General features: G+C 72.4%; 8 protein-coding genes, 1 pseudogene and 1 CRISPR repeat array. Of the genes and pseudogenes, 3 read left to right on the plus strand and 6 right to left on the minus strand.

Features of this window, described 5'->3' with window-relative positions; translation table 11 throughout:
* Nucleotides 1-199: 199 nt before the first annotated feature.
* From ACFYUY_RS23555 to ACFYUY_RS23570, 4 genes and pseudogenes are all read right to left on the minus strand, one after another.
* Nucleotides 200-625 carry a hypothetical protein gene (locus ACFYUY_RS23555; protein WP_387903257.1) on the minus strand — a complete coding sequence of 142 codons (426 nt, stop codon included), beginning with the start codon at nucleotides 623-625 and terminating at the stop codon, nucleotides 200-202.
* A gap of 148 nt (nucleotides 626-773) precedes the next feature.
* Complete coding sequence (locus tag ACFYUY_RS23560; protein WP_387903259.1) at nucleotides 774-2,405, minus strand: alpha/beta hydrolase; 1,632 nt, start codon at nucleotides 2,403-2,405, stop codon at nucleotides 774-776.
* Nucleotides 2,402-2,728, minus strand: a complete 327-nt coding sequence (locus tag ACFYUY_RS23565; protein ID WP_387903262.1) for a hypothetical protein — start codon at nucleotides 2,726-2,728, stop codon at nucleotides 2,402-2,404. Before ACFYUY_RS23565 ends, ACFYUY_RS23560 begins: the two co-directional genes overlap by 4 nt.
* A gap of 754 nt (nucleotides 2,729-3,482) precedes the next feature.
* Nucleotides 3,483-3,695, minus strand: a pseudogene (locus ACFYUY_RS23570) (transposase family protein); the annotation flags it as partial.
* Nucleotides 3,696-4,310: 615 nt separating this feature from the next.
* Between ACFYUY_RS23570 and ACFYUY_RS23575 the strand changes: the two are divergent.
* The 3 genes from ACFYUY_RS23575 to ACFYUY_RS23585 all read left to right on the plus strand — a co-directional run bounded on the left by ACFYUY_RS23575 (nucleotide 4,311) and on the right by ACFYUY_RS23585 (nucleotide 7,303).
* The gene (locus ACFYUY_RS23575; RefSeq protein ID WP_387903264.1) at nucleotides 4,311-4,706 is read left to right on the plus strand and encodes a hypothetical protein; all 396 of its coding nucleotides are present in this window, start codon (nucleotides 4,311-4,313) and stop codon (nucleotides 4,704-4,706) included.
* Between the two features lie 816 nt (nucleotides 4,707-5,522).
* Nucleotides 5,523-6,161, plus strand: coding sequence for a ParA family protein (locus tag ACFYUY_RS23580; protein ID WP_308437661.1), 639 nt, complete (start codon nucleotides 5,523-5,525; stop codon nucleotides 6,159-6,161).
* Complete coding sequence (locus ACFYUY_RS23585; protein WP_387903267.1) at nucleotides 6,161-7,303, plus strand: ParB/RepB/Spo0J family partition protein; 1,143 nt, start codon at nucleotides 6,161-6,163, stop codon at nucleotides 7,301-7,303. The genes ACFYUY_RS23580 and ACFYUY_RS23585 overlap by 1 nt, the downstream gene beginning before the upstream one ends.
* Before the next feature lie 260 nt (nucleotides 7,304-7,563).
* Nucleotides 7,564-9,727: a CRISPR direct-repeat array (repeat unit 29 nt; unit sequence GTCCTCCCCGCACCCGCGGGGGTCAGCCG).
* 197 nt (nucleotides 9,728-9,924) lie between these two features.
* Here ACFYUY_RS23585 and ACFYUY_RS23590 read toward each other — a convergent pair.
* Together ACFYUY_RS23590 and ACFYUY_RS23595 are read right to left on the minus strand one after the other, a co-directional pair.
* Complete coding sequence (locus ACFYUY_RS23590) at nucleotides 9,925-10,323, minus strand: VOC family protein (protein WP_387903270.1); 399 nt, start codon at nucleotides 10,321-10,323, stop codon at nucleotides 9,925-9,927.
* 461 nt (nucleotides 10,324-10,784) lie between these two features.
* Nucleotides 10,785-14,903, minus strand: a complete 4,119-nt coding sequence (locus ACFYUY_RS23595; protein WP_387903273.1) for a DEAD/DEAH box helicase — start codon at nucleotides 14,901-14,903, stop codon at nucleotides 10,785-10,787.
* Between the last annotated feature and the right edge of the window lie 194 nt (nucleotides 14,904-15,097).

The raw sequence follows: 15,097 nt of genomic DNA on the forward strand, positions 1-15,097 counted from the left end.
AGGGATCCGGACCGGATCACCGAGGTGTTCACGGAACCCGGGAACCCGGAAGCGCACACCCTGCAGACCCTGGCTGCGGCGGACGTTGCCCGACCGGCGTTGCGACGCACGGACGGGACAGGAGCTCACGCCCTCGCCGAGGAGTTCGAGGGAACCGTTCCAGCCGTAGAGCCCGGCACGTGTCCGTCGAGAACCTGCTTCAGGAACCGGGGGTAGACCCCGCAGAGGGTGGAAGCAGGCAGGGAGTGGTGACTCTCAGGTACATGCGGTCCCCGGTACCCGAGGTGGAGGCCGTGGCGGAGTACCGGCTGGTGGGGTGGTAGGTGTCGACGAGTGCGTCCGGTCTGCCGTCGGCGGTCTCGCGGTAGCCCTTCACCGTCAGTCCTTCGCCGGTCAGCAGGTCGCGGATCTTCCTGACCGCGTCGGGGTGCTGGGCGCGTGGAACCGAGCTCTTGACGCTGTACATCAGGATGTACCGGTCGTCGGAGGCGGTTTCGCCGTTCTTGCCGGTGCACGGGGTGAAGAGCGCGGAGATCGTCGACGGGTCGGTCTCGATCCCGGCGGTGCGGGCCATGTGGTCGGTGATCTGCTGGGCCCAGGTCTGGGCGTCGGCTTTGGACTTCACGGGTGGGGTGTCACTCCTGTCGGTAGCGGATGAGCATCCGCCGAGTGCCGCGAGCAGGAGCGCGGTGGCGATGATCCGGCCCGCGGTGCGGGGCGCGCTGGCAGTCATGGTGCTCCTGAGTCGGCGGTCGGTCGGACTGGTCGCAGGGTCAGCGCGGGGGCTTGGGAGCGAGCGTCGGTGGCCGGCCCGCGATGATCCGGCCCTGGTTGTCGAGGCTTTCGCTCGCCCCGTTGGGGCCCGTGTCCCAGTAGCCCCCGTGTCCGCTGGTGTCGATCTGGATGCGCTGGCCGCCGAAGACCCCGTTCTGGGGGCCCTCGCCGAACACGGTGCCGGTGAATGTCTGGATGAAGTCGTCCTTGGCCGTGCCGACCCAGACGTGCCTGGGGTCGATGTTGAGCTCGGACGCCTTGTCCACTCCCATCCCCGGGCTGCCGAGCGCGATGATGTCGTCGACATTCGCACCGCCGTCGCGCGCGGCCGCGCCCACCACGTAGGTCCCGTAGCTGTGGCCCATCAGGGTCAGGTGCGAACACAGGCCGTTGTCGCCCTCGGCCACCCGCAGCCCCTTGGCGAAGTTGCGTAGCAGCGGTGCTCCGGCATCTCCCCGGTCGGTTTCGGCTACGGTGCCGTCCAGCCAGTTCGGCGTCTCATAGCCGAGCCACGATACGACGGCCACGTTCGCACCGCCGTCGGCTTCGTCCTCGGCCGCCTTCTGGAGACGCCGGATGTGGTCCATCTGTCCCGGCACCCCGGCGAACACCGTTCCGGTGCCCGGCACGAAGACCGCCGTGTGCTGCGACTTGTCGGGGTTGCCCGTCGAGACGATGGCCCGGCCGTTGTGCGCCTCGGGATCGACTCCCAGCAGGAACATCCGGTGGTTCTCGGGGTTCCCGTCGGACGCTGCCAGCTTCCTCCTGATCTCCTCCATGGCGTTGATCCGCGACTTGTACTCGTCCTCGTCGACACCGAAGTCGCCGGGCTTCCCGCTTCGGTAGGCGTCCAGCTTCTCGTCGAGGACGAGCCGGTTGGCCTCGTCCCGGACGGTCGTGGGAAGCCCGTCGAGGCGGCCGATCTGATCGGGGTGCAGGGCCAGGTAGGCGTCCTGCTGCTCGGGGGTGAGCCCCTTCCACCAGGCCGCGGACTTCTCCGGGTCCTTGCCGTCCGGGATGTAGGGGTCGACCAGTCCGAGGTCCTGCATCGCAGCTGCGGCCGCGCTCTTCGCCCCTGCCAGCGCACCGTCCACCTTGGCCGGGTCGAGGGCGTCCGAGCTGAGCCGTCCCAACGCCGAGTTGCCCTGGTCACTTGCCGTCTGGGCGTCCTTCAGAGCGGTGTTGATCCGGTCCTGGAAGCTCCTCATCTCCGACCCGAGCTGCTGGCGCGCCTTCTGCGCCTCCGGGTCGTTGTGCTCCCCCTTGCCCTCGGGCGGGAGGCTGACGACGCCGTCGGCGGACACGTTCAGGCCGGCGTCCACCGCACGGTTCACGGCGTTGGTGAGGTTGGTCCGTGCCTGGTACATCCGGTCGGCGACGGTGTTGAGGACGAGGGCGGCGGTGTCGGCCTCCATCTTGACGATGTTCAGGTGCTGTTCCGTCTTCGCCAGGAACGGCAGCGCGGCCTTCGCGTCCTCGCCCTCCCAGTTGCCGGCCAGCGGTCCGTCCACCTGGCTGCGGTGCCGCTGGCCGGTGGTCTCCGCCGCGTGGCCGAGCGCCGTCCAGGTCTTCGCCGCGTCGTGCAGCCCGTGCGGGTCGAACTTCACCAGGAGCTCGTATGCGCTGGTCACTTGGCTGCCTGTGGCGCGACGGCCCACGCGCCGGCGACGGCCTGGTCGGTGTGCTCGTGTGCGGCCGCGTTGGCCTCCAGGTTGGTCGCGGTGCTCACGAGGCGCTGCCGCAGTTCACCGAGCGGCTTGGACCAGTCGGTACCCAGCTGCGCGAGTCCACCCGCGATCGACCATCCGGTCAGCTGCCCCGACACGGTGGCACTGGTGTTCACCGCGTCCTGTATCGGCGTGCCGAACTCCTCCGCCAGCGTCTTCGCGACACCCGCGGATGCCCGTAGATCCGCCGGCTTGATCACAACCTTGCCTGTGGTGTTGTCAGCCACGTGGGTTCCCCTCCCCGAAACGAATGCCTGAGCTCAACCCCCGCAGAACCCTAAACAGGTGATGCGCGCTCCGCATCCGTACAAATACTCAGATACTACTGCGGACCGCACAGGCGGTCGGGGTTACACAGGGAGTACCGGCCCTGGGCCCGCGCAGCAGGGCAGGCGGGTCACTGACGGCTAGGGGAGATCGAGGGGCCGATCCGGGAACGGGACTGGCTGCCGGTCAGGGCTCGATGTGTACGGTGATGCAGGGGTCACCGTTCTCGCCGCCGGTGGTTCCGCGCTCGCCCAGGCTGGAGGCGAACAATGGGGCGATGATACTCCGGATGGTGATGATCTGGATCGGGTCAGCCCCCCGCGATCCTGACACCACCGAGCAGGCCGCCGCCAAGATGCTGACCGAGCTGACCAACCCGGTGCCCGCGCCTCAAGCGACCGCCACGACACCGACTTCGGGTAGGCGGCGGCCAGGAGTTCCTGCACTCCCCTTGAAGCTACTGTTGACCAGGGTCAGTCGGCTGCCGGGCCTGCCCACCGGGACGTTCTGGCCCCGGAGGTAGGTGGTCAGGTCTCGGTGGGCTCCCGTGGCGGTCTCCACCGCGTTCTGTTCCCGTGTTCCCCGGGCATCCCTCGATCCCGGGGAAGGTCCGTCAGCTGTTCTGTTCGAGGTCCTGGAGCGCGGCCTCCGCGACGACGCGGGAGAGGACCACCTCGCGGCGGCGCTCTCGGCGAAGAAGGCCGGGTCTATGTGGGCGACGGCCTGCACCGCGTGGTGCAGGCCGTCGCCTTTCTGCCGGCAGTCTCGGAGGATCTTGTAGTTCTTCCATGCGAGCGAAGGTGTGCTCGACGCAGGCGCGCACGCGTCGGTGTTCGGTGTCGTCCTCTTCCTGGGCCCGCGGAGGGGGCGGCCTGCTCGTGGGCGATGAGGGATGACGAGGCCGGTGTTCGGGTAGGCGCCGTCGGCCGAAGACGTAGCCCTCGGTCGCCCTGTCGAATCGTTCCCTGAGCTGTTCCGGGGTCAGCACGTACGGATCCGGGTCAGCCACGATGTTCTTTGTCAAGGGCTCGGATCTCGGCTGTCCACACGGTGATCTTGGCGATCAGAGCGGCTCGGTCGTAGGGGTCGACCGCGTCCCGCTCGTCCCGGAGGTCGAGGACCCTGGTCCACCAGCTTGGCGTTCGCGTTCAGCGGTCGCGCCGTCATAGAGCCCCACAAAGCGGGCCGAGAGGTGTGTCGCTGTCTCGGCGAACATGTCGTAGACCACGGACGTGGGCACGTCCCCGGAGATTGCCACGGTCGGGCTGTGCTCAGTCATCTCGCTCCTCGAATCGCGGGTTAGGTCCTTGCCTTCGGTGAGTATCCACGGGTCCCTATAGTCGTCCCACAGTCCGATCTGTCGGAGGTTCGCCGCCGCTTATAGACAGGAGCCTGCCGCTCGGGTCCACGCATCGCAGTGGCGTGGTTCGAGCTGTACAGGGTCAACGGGGCCCTTCAAGCCCAGGCGGCCGTACCCGACATCCGTCCCCGGCGGATTCTCGGTCGACACGGTCGTCGCGGCTGCGGCCCTCGGGAAGCGGCATGGCGGGTGAGCCGTCGCCTCGTCGGCCGGTTGCGAAGAACCTGGCGTCGGCGACCACTGCCTCGGCGTTGCGGAAGGTGCCCTCGGCGACGAAGGAGTACCCGTGCTCGACCGCGTGGGCGAACGCCATCTGCCAGGCCGGACGCGCGACGCCCTCCGACGCCGACGACGAGGCACTCCCGCCCGCGCTGGCGCGCCTGCAGGCGCAGACCGCGAGCTGGAAAGGCGCTGAGCTGCTTTACCGTCAGGCCGTCGACGCCGGATACAGCGCCTCCCTGATCGAACTGGCGCGGCTCAGGGAGCAGCACAGCGACCTGCGGGGCGCCGAAGCGCTCCTCCGGCGCGCCGGCGACGCCGCGCGCGGCAGCGTCGTGGCACCTCGCCCGGCTGGGTGAGCAGGGCGGCGACGCGAGGGATGCGGGGGCCCTCTACCGGCAGGTCGCGGAGGACGGCTACGCCGCCGCCCTGGCCGAACTGGCGCGGGCGGCCGGAGAGAGGCCCGGTCCGGCGGACGCGTTCGCGCGACGGGCCCTCGATGCCGGCTATCACGCCGCGCTGACCGAGACGGGACGGCTGAGGGAACTGCACGGAGACAGGGACGGCGCACGAGGCCGCTACGGGGAAGTCGCCGCCACCGGAGACTCCGCCGCCCTGGCCGAACTGCCCGCCTGAACGAGCAGGACGGGACCCGGACGGCCGAGGACGTCCTTACCCGGCCGACGTAGGCGGAACTCACCGCGGCGCATCCGCCGGGCCCGGCCGGCTGAGCGGGCCTGTCACGGGCTCATCCCCACCTCGCCGCCGACGGCCGCTGCCGCCCGCCTTCCACCGCACGCCCGGCCAGGCTGGTGACGCCGGCATACGCAGGGCGGTCCACGACAAATGGGGCTATCCCCATCATGCGATTCGATCCGTACGCTCCAGCAGCCGCCTTCCGTGCGCGTTCCCCCCTCCGCCACACATTCGCCGTCATACCCGCAGAGAAACAATCAGGACGGCTTCGGAGAGGCATGGTGACCCGCGGCGCGGAATCGGATTCGATCATTGTGCTCCGCGACACGCGGGTCGGTTCAAGCTCCGACCTGATCATCTGGAATGCTGTCCCACGTCCGCCGTCCAGGCTTTGAGCGGCGGGCATCCGCAGTACCGGGCAACACCGCCCGGGAAGCCCACGGAGAGAACGGAACATCATGAAGCCATCTGTGCTTGTCGTGTCCACCGACCCCCAGGGGTCCGCCGTCGTCTGGGCGGAGCGGGTGGGAGACAACCTGCCCTTCGACTTCATGGCGGCGCACGAGCAGGCCGATCAGTTGATCCACCTGAAGAACACCGGCGCGAAGATCCACGTCATCGCCAATCAGAAGGGCGGCGTGGGCAAGACCACCACCACGGTCAACCTCGCGGCGTGCACTTTCGACGTCCTCGGCGAGAAGGACGAGTACGAGCACATCTTCATCGACACGCCGGGCACCCTGGCCGACGAGGAGATCCTGCGCCGGGCACTGGAGATCGCGGACGACGTCCTGGTCCCGATGATCACCGAGCCGCTGTGCTTCGACCCGACGGCCCGGACCATCCAGAAGGTCATCGAGCCGATGGACATCCCCTTCCGGATCGTCGTCAACAACTGGGACCCGCGCGACGGTCGCGCAGACCTCGAGGACACCGAGGCGTACATCACGGCGAAGGGCTGGCCCCGCGCCAAGACCGTCCTGCGCCGCTACAAGATCCACTCGCGGGCGGTCGCCGAGGGCACCGTCGTCACCCAGTACAAGGAGAGCGGCACGGCCTACCGGGCGCGGGAGGATTTCTTCCGCCTGTCCCTCGAGCTCGGGTACGGGGGTCGCTGATGGCGGGCCGTCGCGTCTCCTTCGCGTCGATGGCCGCCGACCCGGTCGTCGACGCCCCGGGTGTGGACAGCAGCGCCAACGACACCCCGGCACGGTGGGTACCCACTGCCAACTGCCTGCCCAACCCGCGCAACCCACGCGACGAGCTGGGCGACCTCTCCGACCTGGCGAGCATCAAGGACCGCCAGCTGCAGAGCTGCCTCGCCGTCACCCCGGACGCCTACCTGCGGCTGTGGCCGGAGGACCGGCAAGCGCTCGGTGCGGGTCCGCAGGACGTCGTCATCGTCAACGGCAACCGCCGCCGCGCCGCGGCGCAGCTGTACGGGCGGGAGCAGTTGCTGGTCGTCGTGGACGACACGGTGGCGGACTCCAAGGCGACCCTGCTGCGGGCGGCGCTCGACGAGAACATGGCGCGCAAGGACTTCGACCCGATCGAGGAGGCCAACGCGGTCCTGCTGATCGTGGCGCAGTACCCGACCGCCAAGGAGGCCGCCGAGGCCGAGGGCTGGTCCCAGAGCTGGATCTCGCACCGCAAGAACCTGCTGAAGCTCCACCCGGAGCTGCAGCGCCAGGTGCGGGCCAAGGCGCGCGGCGAGGATGGCGTCTCCATCAACGTCGCGCGGCGCCTGGGGTCGGTCAAGGGCATCGAGGAGATGTCCCTGGCCGAACAGACGGCAGAGCTGGAGCAGCTGCTCCAGTCCGACTCTGACACGGTAGCGGCCAGACGGGCGGCGAGGGTGGAGGCGAAGGCCGCGGCCAAGGCCGCTCCTGCCGACGTGCCGACCCCGCAGCCGGTGGTCGCCCCGGCGCCGGCCCCCCAGCCGGCCACGGAGGCTGCGCCGCCGGCGCCGCGGCCAGTGGTACCTCCCGCCTCCCGGCCGGAGCCCGCCCCGCAGGCTCCGATCGCGAGCACTGAGCCCACGCCGATCGCCGACCGATTTTCCGCGGAAAATTCAGAGCCGCTCCCGATGCCTGAGCAGCGGGAGAAGCCGGCAGCCCCCACCCCGACGGTGGAGCTCGGCGATGTCGACTGGCACAACGTCGAGGAACTGGCAGATGCCATCTGCCGCACCCTCTCGGCCGACGAGGCCTACCGACTCGCCGACGCCCTGGCCAACCGTCTGCTGACGACCAACAGCTGACACATCCGTGTTGTCCCGCCTCACCTTCGGGCGGGGCGGGACAACACGACTCCTTGAGGCCCGGCGCAGCGGGGCCAGCTGTTCTCCTTGGTCGACAGGCCGAGGAAACCGTCAGGCGCGCGTGGCACGATGTCAGGTGCTCCTTGACAACTCGACACTCTGACCACGCCACCTCTGACAACACAATGACGGGCTTCCAGACCTGGCATCCCATCAGTCAAGAAATGGCAAAGTCGCTGCTGCGCCGCAGCTCAGGAAGTGTCCTCCCCGCACCCGCGGGGGTCAGCCCCCGCCCGTCCTCGGCGGACCGGCGGAGGTGATGTCCTCCCCGCACCCGCGGGGGTCAGCCGACGGCCAGCAGGCCTGACCCCCCGCCCCAAGGGTCCTCCCCGCACCCGCGGGGGTCAGCCGTCCTGCTCGATGGTGGCGGCGACACCGACGGCGTCCTCCCCGCACCCGCGGGGGTCAGCCGGTGACGACGAGTTCGCCGACGTTCACGGGGCCGTCCTCCCCGCACCCGCGGGGGTCAGCCGCTGCACCGAGTCTTGCCGACTCTCTGATGGGCGTCCTCCCCGCACCCGCGGGGGTCAGCCGGAATCGGTCGCCTCCGTCCCGGGCCTCGTGAAGTCCTCCCCGCACCCGCGGGGGTCAGCCATGATGATTGGCCAAAAGAGCGAACTCGTCCGAGTCCTCCCCGCACCCGCGGGGGTCAGCCGATGGCGGCTCCCTCGTCACCTGCACGCTGGAGGTCCTCCCCGCACCCGCGGGGGTCAGCCGCCTTCCGCTACCCCCACGAGTACGCCATCGACGTCCTCCCCGCACCCGCGGGGGTCAGCCGCACGTGGCGGGTGAAGACCGCCCCCGTGGCGAGTCCTCCCCGCACCCGCGGGGGTCAGCCGTCGGTGCAGCGTGGCGAGGTCACCATCGATGAGTCCTCCCCGCACCCGCGGGGGTCAGCCGCGCAGGTAGCTGTCGCTGTCGTTGTCGGACACATCCTCCCCGCACCCGCGGGGGTCAGCCGGGGCAACCGCAGCACGCGGGCGACCCGACGCTGTCCTCCCCGCACCCGCGGGGGTCAGCCCCCTCCTAGAGGGGCTGTAGGGGGCCGGGCCCCGTCCTCCCCGCACCCGCGGGGGTCAGCCGTACCTGCCGCCTTGGAACGTCTGGACGTGCTCGTCCTCCCCGCACCCGCGGGGGTCAGCCGCGACGTTGATCCGGTAGGCGCGCCCCGCCTCGGTCCTCCCCGCACCCGCGGGGGTCAGCCCTCGCAGCCGATCTGACGGTGCATCAGATCGCAGTCCTCCCCGCACCCGCGGGGGTCAGCCGGGGGAGTTGATCTGGGTCACCCATCCGACGCTGTCCTCCCCGCACCCGCGGGGGTCAGCCGGCGGGGATCACGCCGTGGCCGTTCACCGTGGAGTCCTCCCCGCACCCGCGGGGGTCAGCCGTTAGCACTCGTGTAGTGCGTTGTGAAGGGGTGGTCCTCCCCGCACCCGCGGGGGTCAGCCACACGAACAGGACACCCTGGATTCTCTGGTGAAGTCCTCCCCGCACCCGCGGGGGTCAGCCGCGCAGGCAGAGGCGCTGCGGGCCGTGGCAACGGTCCTCCCCGCACCCGCGGGGGTCAGCCGGTCACCGACGTCCGAGGCAAGGTCCGCGTCCCGTCCTCCCCGCACCCGCGGGGGTCAGCCGGACATCATCAGCGTCGAGCACCTTCACCAGGTGTCCTCCCCGCACCCGCGGGGGTCAGCCGCAGCAGATCGCGGCGGCCGAGGACACGGTGGCGTCCTCCCCGCACCCGCGGGGGTCAGCCGACCTCGCGCGCCGCCTGGCCGACACCAGCGGCGTCCTTCCCGCACCCGCGGGGGTCAGCCGATCACCGGGCCCCCGCTCCCTGGGAGGTGGCCGTCCTCCCCGCACCCGCGGGGGTCAGCCGTGGACCATCATCAACCCGATGCTGGACACCTGGTCCTCCCCGCACCCGCGGGGGTCAGCCGCGACCGAGCGCCCGTACATCATCGAGCAGCCAGTCCTCCCCGCACCCGCGGGGGTCAGCCTGACCGGGCTGCCGCTGTGGTCCGGCATGGTGCGTCCTCCCCGCACCCGCGGGGGTCAGCCGGCGGCCTTCGAGCGGATCGGCGGCCTGCGTGAGTCCTCCCCGCACCCGCGGGGGTCAGCCTGACCGGGCTGCCGCTGTGGTCCGGCATGGTGCGTCCTCCCCGCACCCGCGGGGGTCAGCCGGCACAGGCCATCGCCACCACCGGGCTGGTCCAGTCCTCCCCGCACCCGCGGGGGTCAGCCGCAGGCCGTGATGCAGCTCCGTGAGTTCGAGTGGTCCTCCCCGCACCCGCGGGGGTCAGCCGCGCGTCCAGGAGCACCAGGTCCGCTTCCCGGCGTCCTCCCCGCACCCGCGGGGGTCAGCCGGTTCCCAAGCCCGTGAGATCCACGAGGGCGAGTCCTCGCCGTACACGAGGTCAGTCGAGGCAGCAGGCCAGAGGTGCCAGGCAAGCCGGCGGAGATGCAGCTACGAGGGGAGCGGTCGGCTCGCGGCCTGCCAGCAGCGGCGACAGTGGGGTGGCTCCGCTTGAGCCGCCCCCAGGCTCAAGCGGCCTCCGTTGCACTCAGTCCGCCTCCGGCGCACTGATCGCGACAAGCTCGACCTCGAAACCGTCCTCGTTCTCCAGATAGGCGGCATAGACGTGCTCGCCGCCGGCGTGCGGGTGACGGTCCGGAAACATCAGGCGCCAGCCATGCTGGTGGGCTTCCGAGGCCAGCGCCTCCACCGTGTCCGGCCCGTCGATGTGGAACGCCAGGTGGTTCAGCCCGGGCCGACAGCGGTCGTGACGGTCGGCGGTGAGAGCCTTCGACTGTTCGAAGACGAGGTACGTGGCCCCGAGGCGCCAACTGCGCCCGTCGCTCCAGCTCTGGGCCAACGTGTATCCGAGGGCATTCAACAGCCACCCGAAGGAGGCCGTGGCACGGTCAAGGTCAGGGACCCAGATCTCGACGTGGTGCAGCATTCCGCCGATGGGCCTGGTCACGCCGCCGCCACAGAGGCCGTCCCGGCCGACCGAGCCGAGTCGCACGATGCCCCCACCGGCACGGCATCGCATCGGCGGCTCCCGGCTGCCTGGGGGACCCTTGAGCAGGTCCGGCACGTGGCCGGGGAGTCATGGGCCGTCAGCACGTCGTCCTCACCATCGGTCACGGCCGCGGCCCGTCCGTCGCCCCCGAACCAGCTCGAGGACGCTCAGCGCGGCAGGCCCCGCCGTGCGCGCGTCTGCGGGCATTCTAGATGTCCCGCGAAGTCCCCCTTCTCCACTGGCCGGCTCCGCGGCCGCATCCACACCCGGGCCGTCCGACGAAGCCGGCCCCCGTTCCGCGTCTCCTCCCCCAGGGTCGGGACGACGGCACGGATCCGGTACGGGCGCCCCCGCCCGTACCGGGCCGTTCGGGGGCGACGCGGGCTGGAGGACGCGGACTATGCGGGCGGGCCGGCCGGTTCGGGGGCGTCGAGGGGCCAGGTGTCGCGGTCCTCGATGTGGTCGTAGGCGGGGAGTTCGGCGGCGAGGACGTCGAAGTGGGGAAGCGGGGCCCACAGGGCGCGGTCGCCGACGACGTAGAGGCGGCGTTTGGCGCGGCTGGCGGCGACGTTGAGGAGGTGGGGGGTGCGGGCGGCCCAGGCGCGGGCGCCGGGGCGGCCGCCGGCGCCGAGCAGGAGGACGACGACGTCGGCTTCCTTGCCCTGGGCCTTGTGGACGGTGGCGCAGCGTTCCTCGAGGGTTTCGGGGGTCCAGCCGGGGAGGGTGCGGCAGGTTTCGCGGGCTTCGCGGACGAGGGCGCGGAAGGGGGCGATGACGCGCAGGCGTTCGGTGTCGACGCCGTGGCGGTCGAGTTGTCGCAGGAGGTAGGTGAGGGCGCGGCGGTCGCGTTCGCCCCAGGGGGCGTCGGCGGGGCGGTCGGGGTCGGGGGTGTCGAGCCAGCGGCTGGGGAGGAGGCCGTCGTGCCCGGGGTCGGGGAAGGGCTGGGGGCGGGTGCCGTGGACCATGAGGCCGCCGTAGGCGGTGTCGTTGCTGACGGTGAACATGGGGTCTTCGCAGCGGCGGTGGACGCGCAGGGGTGAGCCGACCCAGACGGTGTCGTGCTCGGCGCCGGTGGGGGCGGGCAGGTAGGTGCCGTGACGGTTGACGCGGTCGGCGACGGCCTGGGCGGAGGTGGCGGAGGGCAGCCACTCCTCGTCGACGTGGTGGGCGAGCAGGAGGCGGCGCTGCAGGGCGGTGGGCATGGTGACGACGGGTTCGAGCTGGAGGGGGTCGCCGACGAGGACGGCGCGGCGGGCTCGCCAGAGGGCGCCGACGGCGGCCTGTGGGGTGGCCTGGCCGGCTTCGTCGACGAGGACCCAGCCGAGGGAGCCGCGGCCGAGGCGGGCGAACATGCTGCCGAAGGAGGAGAAGGTGGTGGAGACGACGGGGACGAGGAGGAAGAGGGTCTGCCAGGCGTGCAGGACCTGTTCGTCGGGGACGGGGCCGCTGTTCGCGGTCATGAGGTCCATGAGGACCTGGAGGTTGCCGCGGATCCGTTTGGCGGTGTTGGCGGCGAAGGCGCGGTGGAGGTCGAGGGCGCGCAGGAACAGGTCGCTGCGGGCGGTGCTCCAGGCCTCGTCGGACCAGGGGGCGCCGAGTTCCTGTTCGTGGTCGTCGAGGTGGAGCCAGTCGAGGGGCAGGGAGGGGAGGGCGGTGGCGGCGGTGCGCAGGGTGCGGTGGGCGGCGTCGAGCGCGGCGGTGGCGTCCTCCAGGTCGCGGCGGGCGGCCCATGCCTCGCCGCGGGCCTGTTCGGCGGCCGCGTAGGCGGTGGATTCGGCGGCGTGGGCGGCGTCCCGGCGGGCGCGGGCGCGGGTGAGGGCCGTGGCGGCGTCGGTGAGGGCGGTGGTGGAGCGGGTGTGCAGTTCGGCGGCGGCGAGGTCCTCGTCGCGTGCGCAGCGGGCGATGTGGTCGTAGGCGTCCTCGAGGGCGGTGCGCTGTCGGGCGATCAGGGCGAGGAGTTCGGCCTGGCCTCGTTCGCGGTGCTGTTCGGCGGCCTGGCGTTCGGCGCTGTTCCGGAGGAGGCGGCGCAGGCCCGCGCGCAGGCCGGGCTGGGCGGTGGGGGGTTCGTCGTGGAGGGTGGTGAGGGCGGCGATCTGGCGGGTGTGGTGGTCGGCGCGTTCGCGGGCGGTGGCGAGGGCGCTTCGGGCCTCGGCGAGGACGCTTCGGGCGTGGGGGATGCGCCGGGTCGCGTCCTCGTGGGCGGCTTCGGCGGTACGGACGGCGTCGGTGGCGGTGTCGACGGCGGTGAGGGCGGTGTCGTGGCGGGCCCGGGCGGCTGCCGCGCGGGCGTCGGCGCGGGTGATGGCGGCGCGCAGGGCGTCGAGGCGGGGGTGGAGGCGGTCGGGTCGGGTGTCCGCCAGGGTGGCGGCGAGGCGGGCGCGTTCGGCGCGCAGGCGTTCGACTTCGGCCTGGGCGGCGGTGAAGGCGGCGACGGCCCGCGGCCAGGAGGGGATGGGCTGGGCGGGGCCGGCGGGTGTGGTGGCGGTGCGGGTGTCGGCGGCTGCTGCGGCGGGGGCCGTTCGTCGGTCGCGCGGGGTGCGGGCGGGCTTGGGCGCGCTCGGCGGGACCCAGTCGCCGAGGACGGCGTTCATGCCGCGCAGCGGCGGGAGCCCGGCGGCGGTGCGGGCGGCGCTCTCGTCCTCGGGCAGGCGGCCCCACCAGAAGCGCTGGGTGAAGCGGGTGCGGTTGGCCTTGTTGCCGAGGACGGCGGCGACCAGTCCCCAGGCGGGCTCGCCGCCGAGGAGGGCGGAGGCGAGGTCGGAGAAGTGGTCGGGGCCGTCGTGCCAGTGCTCGTCGAGGGCGGCGGCGCCGGGCAGTTCGGCGGTGATGTTCTCCACCGCGCCGTTGTTGGAGGAGGTGACGACGATCTCGCGGCCGGTGAGCTTCGGGTCGAGGGCGGCGACGAAGCGGGCGTGGCGGCCCTGGCGGTCCTTGCCTCGCCAGGCCCGGCCGGGGAACGCGTCCCCGGGCCGCCGGTAGCCGGCCATCACGGCGGCGCGTTCGACCACGAGGGCGGCGACGAGGTCGCGCAGCATGGTGGTCTTGCCGGTGCCGGGCGGTCCGTTGACGGAGAAGAGGCCGCCGGCGTCGGGGCCCGCGGCGGCCGTCGTCCCGTCCGTGCGGTCGGCGAGCATGCGGTTGACCGCGAACTGCTGGCTGAGCGCGAGCGGGTGGCTCGCCTTGGCGGGCCAGCGTCCGGCGGGGACGAGGGCCGGGTCGACGCCGTCGAGGACGGCGAGGCGGTCCTCGCGCAGGTCGGTGCGGGCGTCGACGGGGATGTCCCGGTGGGAGGTCAGGTAGGCCTCCAGGGCGGGGCCGAGGCCCTCGGCCCCGCCGCTGCCGCTGCCTGTGCCCTTGCCGTCGGTGAGGGCGGCGCGGACCCGGGCGAGGTCGGGCGGCAGGAGGCTGTTGAGGAACGGCTGCGGGGTGGCGGGCTTGTCCTTCGGGTCCCGGGGGAGGCGGACGAGCCTGCTCTGGACGCGGATCACGCGCGGGTCGAGTTGCTCCTCGACGCCGCACAGGTGGGCGATCTGGGCTGTCAGGGCGACGAGGTCGGCGAGTGCCACCGGGCGGCTGCCGGTGTCGTCCGGGGCTTCGCCGTCCGGTGACGGCACGTCGGCGGACGCTTCCAGCGGCATCGGCGGGACGGTGGTGTCCGGGACGGTGGTGTCCGGGCCGGGGGTGTCCGGGCCGGTGCCGTCCGGGCCGGGGGTGGAGGCCCCGTCGGTGTCCGCCCGGTCCGGACGGCGGGCCGCCGACCACTCGGCGACACGCCGCACCAGCGGCTCCGTCGCCCCCTGCACGGCGGCGCCGGCGACCTCGCCGAACAGCGCCCCGACCGCGGCCACCGCCGCGCCGCCCAGGATCTCCGCAAGCAGCCGGCGCCAGCCGTCGGCGGGGACGGGCTCCTGGCGTACGGGCGCGGCGCCCATGGGCCGCGACAGCAGGGGGTTCGGCAGGGGAGCGGCGCCGGCCGCGTACGGGACCGGCGTGGCGGCCAGCCGCCCCACCGCCACCTCGAACGCCTCGCCCAGCTCCTCGAACCCGTCCAGCCACCCGGGCGCCGACGGCCCCGGGTCGAAGAGCCGCCCCGTCGCCCAGGCGCACGCGGAGACCACCGAGGTGTCCGCGACGGGCCGCCCGTACTCGTCCAGGACCAGCGCGAACACCGCGCTCCTGCCCGGCAGCTCCAGCTCCCCGTCCGGCACCCCCGGATCCGGCTCCGTGTCCTCGGGCAGCACGGCGATCATCGCCCGGCGCAGCCGCTCCAGGTCGAACACCCCGCCGTACACCTCGTGCCGCCACACCATCCCGCTCGGTGCCCGCCACGCCGCCGTCTCCGGATGCTCCGGCGCCCACGGCAGCGGCGGCGCCACCTGGCCTGCGGCCGGCGTGACGTCGACGACCACCGTGTCCGACACCCGCGGACGGCCTGCGCGGCGCTTGCGCGGCACCTCCGGAATGGTCGGCGGACTGAACAGCTCGATCGCCCGCCAGCACTCCAGCAGGTCCCCCACCCGCCGGCCCCGCCCGTCCCCGGTCCGCACCCCGTTGCCCCCTGCGTCGAACCCGCGGCCCACAGCCGCTTCGTGTGCCGATCAGCCGGCGGCCGAATCTACCGGACGGCGGGCTGGTGGGCCGGGCGTTCGGCTGCCACAGCGGTGAGGCAGGGACGGCATCGCGGTGAGCACTGACGGTGGGCCGGCTATGT

The sequence above is a fragment of the Kitasatospora sp. NPDC004745 genome (genome assembly GCF_042873275.1).
In the GTDB taxonomy this organism is placed as follows: Bacteria; Actinomycetota; Actinomycetes; order Streptomycetales; family Streptomycetaceae; genus Kitasatospora.

What these genes read in the sequence shown, in the direction of transcription:
- ACFYUY_RS23575 (WP_387903264.1), top strand. Translation starts at nt 4,311, where the DNA reads ATGGCGGGTGAGCCGTCGCCTCGTCGGCCGGTTGCGAAGAACCTGGCG.
- ACFYUY_RS23585 (WP_387903267.1), top strand. Translation starts at nt 6,161, where the DNA reads ATGGCGGGCCGTCGCGTCTCCTTCGCGTCGATGGCCGCCGACCCGGTC.
- ACFYUY_RS23590 (WP_387903270.1), bottom strand. Translation starts at nt 10,323, where the DNA reads ATGCTGCACCACGTCGAGATCTGGGTCCCTGACCTTGACCGTGCCACG.